General features: G+C 74.8%; 11 protein-coding genes. 6 read left to right on the top strand and 5 right to left on the bottom strand.

Annotated elements, in window-relative coordinates:
- Nucleotides 1-152 precede the first annotated feature (152 nt).
- Nucleotides 153-878, top strand: coding sequence for a TIGR04282 family arsenosugar biosynthesis glycosyltransferase (locus ABD323_RS35875; RefSeq protein WP_344446283.1), 726 nt, complete (start codon nucleotides 153-155; stop codon nucleotides 876-878).
- Nucleotides 875-1,615, top strand: a complete 741-nt coding sequence (locus ABD323_RS35870; protein ID WP_425556277.1) for a class I SAM-dependent DNA methyltransferase — start codon at nucleotides 875-877, stop codon at nucleotides 1,613-1,615. Before ABD323_RS35875 ends, ABD323_RS35870 begins: the two co-directional genes overlap by 4 nt.
- 180 nt (nucleotides 1,616-1,795) lie before the next feature.
- On the opposite strand, the gene ABD323_RS35865 is transcribed toward ABD323_RS35870, so the two are convergent.
- Entirely contained in the window at nucleotides 1,796-3,028 is a 1,233-nt protein-coding gene (locus tag ABD323_RS35865; RefSeq protein ID WP_344446281.1) for an RNA-guided endonuclease InsQ/TnpB family protein, read from the bottom strand.
- A 127-nt stretch (nucleotides 3,029-3,155) separates the two neighbouring features.
- Here ABD323_RS35865 and ABD323_RS35860 point away from each other — a divergent pair, with 127 nt between their 5' ends.
- A complete protein-coding gene (locus ABD323_RS35860; RefSeq protein WP_344446280.1) occupies nucleotides 3,156-3,374 on the top strand; it encodes a dodecin in 219 nt (72 codons plus the stop codon).
- Here the strand turns inward: ABD323_RS35860 and ABD323_RS35855 are convergent.
- Together ABD323_RS35855 and ABD323_RS35850 are read right to left on the bottom strand one after the other, a co-directional pair.
- Complete coding sequence (locus ABD323_RS35855) at nucleotides 3,337-4,824, bottom strand: glycosyltransferase 87 family protein (RefSeq protein WP_344446279.1); 1,488 nt, start codon at nucleotides 4,822-4,824, stop codon at nucleotides 3,337-3,339. The two genes, ABD323_RS35860 and ABD323_RS35855, sit on opposite strands and share 38 nt — an antisense overlap.
- Nucleotides 4,825-4,929: 105 nt before the next feature.
- A complete protein-coding gene (locus ABD323_RS35850) occupies nucleotides 4,930-5,514 on the bottom strand; it encodes a hypothetical protein (protein WP_344446278.1) in 585 nt (194 codons plus the stop codon).
- Between the two features lie 353 nt (nucleotides 5,515-5,867).
- Between ABD323_RS35850 and ABD323_RS35845 the strand changes: the two genes are divergently transcribed.
- The 3 genes from ABD323_RS35845 to ABD323_RS35835 all read left to right on the top strand — a co-directional run bounded on the left by ABD323_RS35845 (nucleotide 5,868) and on the right by ABD323_RS35835 (nucleotide 8,371).
- Nucleotides 5,868-6,557, top strand: coding sequence for a hypothetical protein (locus tag ABD323_RS35845; protein ID WP_344446277.1), 690 nt, complete (start codon nucleotides 5,868-5,870; stop codon nucleotides 6,555-6,557).
- A 270-nt stretch (nucleotides 6,558-6,827) separates the two neighbouring features.
- Nucleotides 6,828-7,952 carry a molybdopterin-dependent oxidoreductase gene (locus ABD323_RS35840; RefSeq protein ID WP_344446276.1) on the top strand — a complete coding sequence of 375 codons (1,125 nt, stop codon included), beginning with the start codon at nucleotides 6,828-6,830 and terminating at the stop codon, nucleotides 7,950-7,952.
- Complete coding sequence (locus tag ABD323_RS35835; RefSeq protein WP_344446275.1) at nucleotides 7,952-8,371, top strand: hypothetical protein; 420 nt, start codon at nucleotides 7,952-7,954, stop codon at nucleotides 8,369-8,371. Before ABD323_RS35840 ends, ABD323_RS35835 begins: the two co-directional genes overlap by 1 nt.
- A gap of 59 nt (nucleotides 8,372-8,430) precedes the next feature.
- Here ABD323_RS35835 and ABD323_RS35830 read toward each other — a convergent pair whose 3' ends face one another.
- Complete coding sequence (locus ABD323_RS35830; protein ID WP_344446274.1) at nucleotides 8,431-9,318, bottom strand: S-methyl-5'-thioadenosine phosphorylase; 888 nt, start codon at nucleotides 9,316-9,318, stop codon at nucleotides 8,431-8,433.
- A gap of 117 nt (nucleotides 9,319-9,435) precedes the next feature.
- Nucleotides 9,436-9,978 carry a DUF4383 domain-containing protein gene (locus ABD323_RS35825; RefSeq protein WP_344446273.1) on the bottom strand — a complete coding sequence of 181 codons (543 nt, stop codon included), beginning with the start codon at nucleotides 9,976-9,978 and terminating at the stop codon, nucleotides 9,436-9,438.
- Between the last annotated feature and the right edge of the window lie 185 nt (nucleotides 9,979-10,163).

Here is a 10,163-nt window from a genome sequence, read left to right as displayed (position 1 = left end):
CCGGCGCGCCGATCACCAACCCCTACGGCGACCCGAACCCGGAGTACGCGGCCGGGGTGCGGATCGCCGAGGTGGCGGTGGACTACCGCCCGCGGGCCGGCCGGTCCAAGGTGACCGGCACGATCCGCGGCACCCGCCAGGCCGTCCAGGACATGCGCGCGGTGCTGGCCGCGCCGCCGCCGACCCTGCTGGTGATCGCCAAGTCGCCGGTCCCCGGCCGGGTGAAGACCCGGCTGACCCCTCCGTACCGTCCCGAGCAGGCCGCCGCGCTGGCGGAGGCGGCCCTGGCGGACACCCTGCGCACGCTGGACACCGTGCCGGCCGGGCGCCGGCTGCTGGTGCTGGACGGCGAGCCCGGGAGCTGGCTGCCGCCGGGCTGGCAGGTGGTGCCGCAGGTGCCGGGCCCGCTCGACGAGCGGTTGGCGGCGGCCTTCGCGCACGCCCCGGCCGGCGCCCCCGCGCTGCTGGTCGGCATGGACACCCCGCAGCTGCGGGCCGGGACACTGGCCGCCCCGCTGGCTCCGGGCGCCCGGGCCGGCGCCGACGCCTGGTTCGGACCGGCCGCCGACGGCGGGTTCTGGGCGCTCGGACTGGCCCGGCCCTGCGCCCAGCTCGCCGGGCGGCTGCTGCGCGGGGTGCCGATGTCCACCGGGCGGACCGGTGCGGCGCTGCTGGAGCGGCTGGCGGCCGAGGGCCTGACGGTGCGCCGGCTGCCGGAGCTGACCGACGTGGACACCGCGGCGGACGCCGCGCTGGTCGCCGCGCTCGCCCCGGACGGCGACTTCGCGGCCTGCTGGCGCGAGCTCGCCGCGGCCTCCGAGGGCTCCGGATTCTCCGAGGGCTCCGGGATCTCCGGCGCCTCCGGGGTGGCGCGGTGACCCTGCTCCAGACGTCGACCCACCCGACGTCCGACGTCACCGCACGACCCGATGCCACCGCACGCCCCGGCCCGCGCCCCTGGAGTGACGACCCGTTCGCCGAGGCGATGCGCACCGGGCGCGGCCCGCTCTGGCTGCGCCGCGCGGACGGCGGCCGCCACCTGCTGGACGTGGAGCGCTGGTGCGCGCCACCCGACGCCGCCGACCGCAGTCTGCTGCTGCGCTGCGACGCGGCGGGCCGCCCGGTGCTGGACATCGGCTGCGGGCCGGGCCGGCTGGTCACCGAGCTGCTGGCGCAGGGCCTGCCCGCGCTGGGCGTGGACGTCACCGGCGCCGCGGTGGCCCGCACCCGGGGCCTGGGCGGGGCGGCGCTGTGCCGCTCGGTCTTCGAGCGGCTGCCCGGCGAGGGCCGCTGGGGCACCGCGCTGCTCGCCGACGGCAACCTGGGCATCGGCGGCGATCCGCAGGCGCTGCTGGCCCGCTGCGCCGACCTGCTCGCCCCGGACGGCGTACTGCTCGTGGAGGTGGAACCCGGCGCGGTGGACGAGCGGGTGACCGTCCGGGTCGAGGACGGAAGCGGCCGCAGCGGCCCCCCGTTCTCCTGGGCCCGGCTCGGCGCGACGGCCGCGGTCCACCGGGCCGAACGGGCCGGCCTGCGCGAGGTGGACCGCTGGACGGTGGCGGGCCGCCGCTTCCTCGCGCTGGCCCGCCGGGAGGCGCCCGCCGACATTTGTTAGGAAAACTTCCTAAAGCTGCACCCACGTCACCGACAGCTGTGCCGCCCGTCACCTTCGCCAGTTCCAGCGCGCCCGAATCTGGGTCCCTCGGGTGGCTCGGGCGGGCGGGTGCGGGTCGGGTGTCGGGTGAGCAAGTACTTCATCGTGACTCCTCCCCTGGATGAATCCGGGGGCTTCTCGCTACGCCGGGTTGGCTTCGCGACGGACCAGCCCGGCCCGTAGAACGTTGATGGCTCCCACCGTGTCGGCGTGCGCGCGGTGGTCACAGGTGACGCAGTGGAAGGTGTCCTGCGTGGGCCGGTTCTGCGCCGAGACATGGCCACAGGCAGGGCAGGTCCGGGAGGTGTTGCGGGGGTCCACCGCGATCACTTCCCGACCGGCGCTTTCAGCCTTGCTGGTGAGGATCGCGAGGAACACCCCCCATCCGGCATCGGCAATCGAGCGGTTGAGTCCGGCCTTCGCCACGGCCCCGTTGGGGAGGAACGCGCCTGGCTGCTCCGGGTCGGGCTTCGGCGCGGGGACCTTCATCATGTTGCGGATCCTGAGATCCTCGTGCGTGATGACGTCGTGCGCACGGACCAGGGCCAGGGCGGTCTTGTGGGCGTGGTCGCGCCGTTGGCGGCGCACCTTGCGGTGCAGATCCGCGACCTTGCCCGCGGCCTTGCGGCGGCGGTTGCCGCCCGGCTTGCAGCGCGCCAGGGCCCGTTGCGCGGCTTCGAGCTTCGCGGCAGCACTGCGGCCGGGGCGCGGGTTGGGAACGAAGCCGCCGTTCGAGTCGGCGAGGAAGTTCACCAGGCCCAGATCGATCCCGACCACGGACCCGGTCGCGAGCAGCGGTTGTGCCTCGCCCTTTTCCACGGTCAGTACCACGTACCAGCGCCTGCCCTCACGCTTGACACAGAGGGTCTTGATCTTGCCGGTCACGGCGCGGTGCTGGTTGACTCTGACGTGGCCGACACCTTGGAAACGGACGCGGGTGACCGGGTCGTGCGGAGTGGAGTCCCACCGGCATCCGTCGCCATCCCTGGGGAACTCCACCGCGTCGAACCGGTTCGCCCCGCGAAAGCGCGGATAACCCGGCGTCTCCCCGGCCCTCACCCGTCGGAAGAAAGCGGCGAACGCCCTGTCCAGGCGGCGAAGCGTCGCCTGCTGCGAGGAGAAGGACCAGCGCCCCTGGCACTCCGGATCGAACGCCCGAATGTCCTTGAGCTGCGCCGACTGCATGCCGTACTGCACGGACGTCTTCGACACGTGCCGATACGCGTCACGACGTTCCTGTAATGCCCCGTTGTACAGCGAGCAATGGTCCCGCAGCATTTCGCCCAAGGCCTGGGCCTGGCCCACGGTGGGCCGCATGAGGATACCAATCGCCATGCCGTCTACCGCTTGCACGCACTCGACGGTGCCCGGCATCGCCCACCCCGGGGTCGTCACGCGCTGAGATCGCCCGGCGCGCGGGGCGGTGCGCCATGCGTCACGGTGGAGGCAAGAGGTGCACCCGCACCGGTGCACGCCCCTGCCCCAGACCACGGAGGCCGCCATGACCGAGCACACGTACCGGGTCACCGAGATCGTCGGGACCTCGCACGAGGGGACCGACGCCGCGATCCGCAACGCGCTGAACCGCGCCGCGCAGACGCTGCGCAACATCGACTGGTTCGAAGTGGGCCAGGTGCGCGGCCATGTCGCGGACGGTGCGATCCAGCACTACCAGGTGACGGTCAAGGTCGGCTTCCGGCTGGAGGACGCCCCGGCCTGACCGAGCCGCTCACCGTCCACCACCGCAGCAACGCCCCGGCCAGCACGAGGCCCAGCGCCGCCCCGTAGGCGGGCAGCTGGGCCTCGACGCCGTACAGGTACGCCAACTGGCCCGCCGCGGGCACCGCCAGCCACTCCCAGCGCCCGTCCAGGGCGACCAGGGCCACCAGCAGCAGCCCGTACCAGGGGTAGGCGGGGGTCAGCGCCAGCAGCGCGGTGCCGGTCACCAGCAGCGCGCCGCGCCAGGGCCGCACCCGGTCGCCGCGGCGCAGCACGACCAGCACCGCCAGCAGCACGGCCAGCGCCGCGCCGCCGGCCGCCAGCCGGTCCGGCAGCACGGTGCGCAGCAGGCCGAAGCGCTGCAGCGGCCCCTGGTCGTAGCCCTCCTCGCGCAGGTAGCCGGGCAGGAACCCGAGCACCTTGCGGCCGGAGAGCAGCAGGTAGGGCAGGTAGCTGAGCAGGAAGACCCCGCCCGCCACCAGCGCCGTCCGCAGCTCGCGCCGGCCCGGGCGGCGGCCGCGGGCCAGCACCCCGGACAGGGCCCCGGGCAGCACCAGCACGGGCACCAGCTTGACGGCAGCGGCGGCGCCCAGCGCGGCCCCGCCCGCCGAGCGGCGCCCGCGGACGGTCAGCGCGAGACCGGCCACCGTGAGCAGGGCGCCGAGGGCGTCCACGTGGGCGTCGTTGACCGCCCAGACGGCGGTACCCGGGAACCAGGCCCAGAGCGCCGCGCGGCGCCGGCGCTCGACGAGCAGGACGAGGGGCAGCAGGCCGGCGGTGGCCACCGCGAGCAGCGCGCCGCCGGCCTGCGCGGCGCGCACCCCGTGGCCGTGCCCGACCAGGTGCAGGCCGAGGAACCAGAACTCGGCGACCGGCGGGTAGATGGTGGGCACCGCGGGCCGGTTGACGTGGCTGCAGAAGCCCGGCTCGGCGCGCCGCAGGTCCCAGCCGGTGCAGTCGCCGGCCGGCGGGAAGAGCGCCTGCGCCCCGGCCAGCAGCTCGGCCAGCTCCTCAGCGTCGGGCGGGTAGGCGTAGGGCGAGTGGCCGGCCGCCTGGACCTGGCCGTCCCACAGGTAGCGGTAGGCGTCGTCACTGGTGCGCGGGGCCACCAGCAGCCCGGCGGCGGCCACCGCCACGGCGCCGGCCAGGACCAGCGGCGCCACCAGCCGCGCCGGCACCAGGCGCAGCGCGAGCAGCGGGGCCGCGAAGAGCGCCAGGTCCACCGGGTACCAGAGGGCGAGCGGGCCGCGGTGGCCGAGCGTGCCGCCGCCGGTGAGGGTCAGCGCCAGCTCGGCGGTGATCGCGGCGAGCAGGGCGGCGGTCAGGGCGACGGTGAGCGCGACGCCGACGGCGCCACCCGGCCGGCTGCCACCGGGGGCGGGCGGCGGCCCGGCGGGCGGCCCGGCGGGCGGGCGGTGGTGGGGGCGGGGAGCGCGGGGAGGTGCGGACACCTCGTCACCCTCCCACCGCGACCGGCCCACCGGGCGCTGCGGCGGGGCGCCGTAGGACTTCCGTAAGCAGACCCCGGCCATCCGGGCGACCGGTCGCCCGGCCGGTCACCGAGGGCGGCGGGCGGCGCGCAGGTGGAGTCGACCGGCGGCGACGGCCACGCCCGCGAAGAGCACCGCTGCCGCGCCGATCAGGGCGATCCCCACCTCGAGACCCGCGCGGTCCACCTGCGGTTCCCGCGGAGGCACCCAGCCGGCCGGGTCCACCAGGAGGTCCTGGGTCCGGCCGATGTCCGAGGGGCCGTAGCAGCCCGCATACCCCTCCAGCCTGGCGTGCGGCAGCGGCCGGCCGTCCACGCGGCGCAGGTCGCACGTCCAACTGACGCGCCCGGTCCTGTCCTTGGAGCTGTGGGCGGCGGTCACCACGACCGGGGTGCGCACCCCGCGCAGGACCAGCACCTCGGTGCGGATCGCCGGCCCGGAGGCCACCAGCAACCCGATCTCCAGCGCGAGGGCCGGACCGATCAGCCACCAGGTGGGCCGTAGCGCGGCCACCACCCCGAGGCCCGCGATGAGCACCACGACCCCCGTGACCATGCCCAGCACGCGGTAGTCCGGATTGCTCGCGAGCACCGCCAGGCCGATCAGGGCACACGGCGTGCCGACCGCGGTCACCACACTGAGGCACGTCACCCGCCGGGAGGACATCGCGGGCGCCTTCCCCTGGCCGCGCCCCTTGGCCACCACCACCCGACGGCCCGCCCTCACCGGAGGCCGCCCGCCACCCCGCCCGTTACCCATCCCCAGCTCCCCCGTCGACGATCGGGACAGTCTGACGGATCCCCGGGGCGCGAGCCAGGCCGCCGGCCGGGGTCCGCCGTCGTCGTCCGAATCCCGTCAGCAGGTCATCACGCCGCAAACCTCCCCCGACTCCCCCGACCTCGGGTGACCGGCGGGTAGCATCACAGGTCGGCAACTCCCGCACTCCGTAAGGTGATCACTGCCACGCTGCTCCTGCCGACCATGCCAGCAACAGGAGCAGCGCCGTGTCCGATGACCAGCCGCCCATCACCTGGGGCATCTCCGCCCAGCCATCACCCAAGGCGCCACAGAAGCCGAAGCGCGGCAAGGCCGGCTGCCTCGGCTGTGCCGGGATCCTTGCCCTGGTCGTCGTCATCGGGATCGCGGCGAACGCCGGCTCGAAGAAGACCGGCGCTCCGGCTGCCAAGGCCACCCCGGCACCGCAGACGGCCGCCAAGGTCCCCAGCCCCGCCGCGACCGCGCCGCTACCTCCGCTCAGCCTGCCGCCGACGCACCTTGCCCCGGTCGTCAACCGGGCGAGAGCCGCGTCGATCCTCACCTCGAACGACGCCTACTACCAGCAGGAGTTCAACCGCGGCGTCGAGGTCATCCTGGCCCGCGGTCAGGCCGGCTCGTTCGACGCCTTCCACGCCTGGCAGCAGAAGGCCTCCCAGGACATCCAGCCCGGCACCGACGCCTTCAGGCAAGCCGACGCGGAGTTCGACGCGAGTGACGAGCCGTCGTCGATCGGCGACTGGCGGGATGACAACACCGTCGTCCAGTCCGACCTGTTCGCCCTCGCGAACGACGGCCTCGGCGTGGGCGGCCCCGACGACACGCAGGCCCGGCAAAAGGTCCAGGCGGACATCGCGCAGATGAAGACCGACATGGCGACCGCCGACGCGGACGCCGCGAAGGTGCGAAACGGGCAGTAGCCGCCACGCACGCACCGAATGCGCCAGGTGGTCAGCGGAGGACCTCGACGTCCCGGTCCGACCGGTTCAGCTGGCCGTCGCCCGGGGACGGGGACCCGGTCGGGTGACAGGGCGATGCCCCGCCGGTGTGCTGACGGCGGGGCACGTCGTCAGCCGCAGGGCCGAACCGCGCCGGGTACCGGGGGCGCGTCGGTGGCCGGCTCCTAGCGTAGGACTTCCGTAAGCACGTCGCACGCACCACGGACGGCGATCCGGCGGTTGCATAGCCGTATGGATCTGCCCCGACCCCCTCTCCCCTCGTTCCGCTCCCGGCTGCACGAGCCGCGCACCGCCGTGGTGATCGGCCGCTGGCTCGGCGCGGCGCTGCTGGTCTGCTTCGCGACCGGGCTGTACAGCCACCTGTTGCAGGACCCGCCGACCTGGCTGCGCGACCACCTGCCCAGCCGGCCGGCGGACGGCTACCGGGTCACCCAGGGGCTGCACGTGATCAGCGGGATCGCCGCGATCCCGCTGCTGGGCGCCAAGCTGTGGACCGTCTACCCCAAGCTGTTCGAGTGGCCGCCGATCCGCAGCGTGCTGCACGCACTGGAGCGGCTGGGGATCTTCCTGCTGGTCGCGTCGATGCTGCTGGAGCTCTTCACCGGGCTGCTGAACACCCTGCAGTGGTACGTGTGGCCCTTCCCGTTCCGTCAGACGCACTTCTGGCTGGCCTGGATCGCGCTCGGCGGACTGCTGCTGCACGTCGCCGCCAAGGGCCCGGAGATCGCCGGGCACTGGCGCCGGGTCCGGCCGGCGCCGGCGGGCGAAGGCCTCGCCGAGCGGCGCGGCTTCCTGGCCGCGATCGCCGCCTCGGTGGTCCTGGTGACGGTGACCACCGCCGGGCAGAGCGTGCCGTGGCTGCGCCGCCTGGACCTGTTCGCCCCGCGCCGCCCGGATCTCGGCCCGCAGGGTCTGCCGGTCAACCGCACCGCGGAGGCGGCCGGCACCTCGACGGTGCCCGCCGACTGGCGGCTCACCGTCCAGGGCCCGCGCCCCTACCGGCTCTCCCTGGACGAGTTGCTCGCCATGGACCAGCACGAGGCCGAACTGCCCATCGCCTGCGTGGAGGGCTGGAGCGCCTCGGCCCGCTGGCGGGGCGTGCGGATCGCCGACCTGGTCGCCCGCGCCGGCGCGCCCGACACCGCCCGGCTGCGGATCACCTCGCTGGAGGTCGACGGGCCCTACCGGGTCACCGAGATGGAGGCCTCCTACGCCCGTGACCCGCTCACCCTGCTGGCGCTGCGGGTCAACGGCGAGGTCCTGCACCCCGAACACGGCTATCCCGCCCGGGTGATCGCGCCCAATCGCCCAGGCGTCCTGCAGACCAAGTGGGTCAGCCGGCTGGAGGTGCTCTGATGTCGCGCACCCTGCTCGCCCTGCGCGGCGCGCTCGCGCTCGCCGGGGCCGGTGTCATCGGCTTCGGCCTGTACGGGCTGCTGCACGACCCCTACGTCCAGCACCCGTTCGACGTGCTGACCTGGGCCGTGGGCGCGGTCATCGTGCACGACGGCCTCTGGGTCCCGCTGCTCTGCCTGCTCGCCGTCGCGCTGCCCCGCCTGCCGTGGACCGTGCGCGGCGGCCTCGTCGTGGCGGCCGCGGTCACCGCCGTGGCGCTGCCCGCCGTCCTGCGGCAGGGCCAGGGCCACGGCAACCCCACCGTGCTCGCCCTGCCCTACCTGCGCAACTGGCTGCTCACCCTCGCCGCCATCGCCGTGGTCACCCTGCTGGCCACGGTGCTCCGGCGCCGCCGCCGCAGGCCGGCGGGCAAGCGCTGAGCTCCGCCGCGGCCGCCGGGGTGGCGGCCGCGGCGAATGGGGCGCGCCGTCCGGCCCGCTCAGAGGCCCGGCAGCTCGGACAGGTCGGGCAGGTCGGGCACGCCGGGCAGGCCGGTGCTCAGGCCGTCCAGGGCGTGCGAGCAGACGCAGTCCCGTCGGGCCGGCAGCGCCTCGACGGCCTGGAAGAGCACCCCGCGCAGCCGGTCGACGTTGCGGGCGAAGACCTCCAACACCTCGGTGTGGGTCACCCCCTGGCCGGTCTCGACCCCCGCGTCGAGGTCGGTGACCAGCGCCAGCGAGGTGTAGCAGAGGCCCAACTCGCGGGCCAGCACCGCCTCCGGGTGGCCCGTCATGCCCACCACCGACCACCCGTTGGCGCCGTACCAGCGCGACTCGGCCCGGGTGGAGAAGCGTGGACCCTCGATCACCACCAGCGTGCCGCCGTCCACCGGCTCCCAGTCCTGCGCGCGGGCGGCGGCCAGCGCGGCGGCCCGCCCGACCGGGCAGTAGGGGTCGGCGGCCGAGACGTGCACCACCTCGGGCACGGCGCCGCCCGGCAGCGGCACGCCGTCGTAGTAGGTCTGCACCCGGCCCGAGGTGCGGTCCACGAACTGGTCGGGCACCAGCAGCGTGCCCGGCCCGTACTCCGCCCGCAGGCCGCCCACCGCGCACGGCGCGAGCACCTGGCGCACGCCCAGGGCGTGCAGCGCCCACAGGTTGGCCCGGTAGTCGATGCGGTGCGGCGGGATCCGGTGCGCGCGCCCGTGCCGGGGCAGGAAGGCGACCTTGCGCCCGGCGATCTCGCCCAGGAAGAGCGAGTCGCTGGGCGGACCGTAGGGGGTGCCGACCATCACCTCGGTGACGTCGTCGAGCAGGGCGTAGAGGCCGGAGCCCCCGATCACGCCGATCTCGGCGGCGGCGTCGGGGTGCGCGGGGTCGGTGGTCATGGCGGAGCCCTTCGTTCGGTGCCCGGCGGAGGCGTCGCTCTCCTGTGGGCACCTTACGAGGGGCTCCGGCCCGTTGCTCCTTACCGATTGCGAACGCTCTGTGGCGGTGCGGGCGGCTCAGTGGTGCAGGGTGGGGCGCAGCGCGGTCTTGAAGCCCGGCACGTGCCAACGGCCCTGCAGTTCCTCGCTCTCGTCGGGGGTGCCGCCGTGCCGCTGCTTCCAGTACGGGTTGTCGTGCGGCAGCCGGCCGCTGACCCTGCCGTACATCCCGAAGGTGGCGATCACCAGGCCGAAGGCGAAGCTGAAGAGCACGTTGGCCATCCGGAAGGCCAGGTAGTTCCAGCTGCTGTCGAGCGCCACCAGGCCGACGAAACCGGCCACGAAGAAGATCGCGCCGACGATCATGTTGATCCAGGAGGCGATGTTGCCGCCGATCACCGCGCCGATCATCAGCACGGCACCGAAGATGATCGAGAGCACGCCCAGCGCGCCGTTGCTCGACATCCCGGCCACGTTGGTGCCGGTGGTGTCCAGGTAGCCGGGCTGGCCGGCCAGCCCGAAGCAGCCCCAGATCAGCAGCAGCAGTCCACCGAGACCGGCGCCGTAGCGGTAGACCCGCGCCAGGCGGTGGTCGACGGGAAGTTCGTCCTGCAGTCTCATGACGGCCTCCACCACGGGGTTCGAGGACTCAGCACCCGACGGGCACTCTGGATCCACGCTACGCCCGCCGGGCCACCGGGGCGCGACACGCGGACCACCGCCCGGACGGCCCCGCCGAGGCGCCCGGACGGGCCGACCTGGACGCCCACACCGCCCACGCCGTCCGCGGCAACAGCCGCGGCCGG

It is taken from the genome of Kitasatospora nipponensis (assembly GCF_039528135.1).
GTDB lineage: Bacteria > Actinomycetota > Actinomycetes > Streptomycetales > Streptomycetaceae > Kitasatospora > Kitasatospora nipponensis.
This window is presented reverse-complemented; position numbering and strand designations above follow the sequence as displayed.

What these genes read in the sequence shown, in the direction of transcription:
- ABD323_RS35860 (WP_344446280.1), top strand. Translation starts at nt 3,156, where the DNA reads ATGACCGAGCACACGTACCGGGTCACCGAGATCGTCGGGACCTCGCAC.
- ABD323_RS35835 (WP_344446275.1), top strand. Translation starts at nt 7,952, where the DNA reads ATGTCGCGCACCCTGCTCGCCCTGCGCGGCGCGCTCGCGCTCGCCGGG.
- ABD323_RS35865 (WP_344446281.1), bottom strand. Translation starts at nt 3,028, where the DNA reads ATGCCGGGCACCGTCGAGTGCGTGCAAGCGGTAGACGGCATGGCGATT.
- ABD323_RS35825 (WP_344446273.1), bottom strand. Translation starts at nt 9,978, where the DNA reads ATGAGACTGCAGGACGAACTTCCCGTCGACCACCGCCTGGCGCGGGTC.
- ABD323_RS35830 (WP_344446274.1), bottom strand. Translation starts at nt 9,318, where the DNA reads ATGACCACCGACCCCGCGCACCCCGACGCCGCCGCCGAGATCGGCGTG.
- ABD323_RS35840 (WP_344446276.1), top strand. Translation starts at nt 6,828, where the DNA reads ATGGATCTGCCCCGACCCCCTCTCCCCTCGTTCCGCTCCCGGCTGCAC.
- ABD323_RS35875 (WP_344446283.1), top strand. Translation starts at nt 153, where the DNA reads ATGCGCGCGGTGCTGGCCGCGCCGCCGCCGACCCTGCTGGTGATCGCC.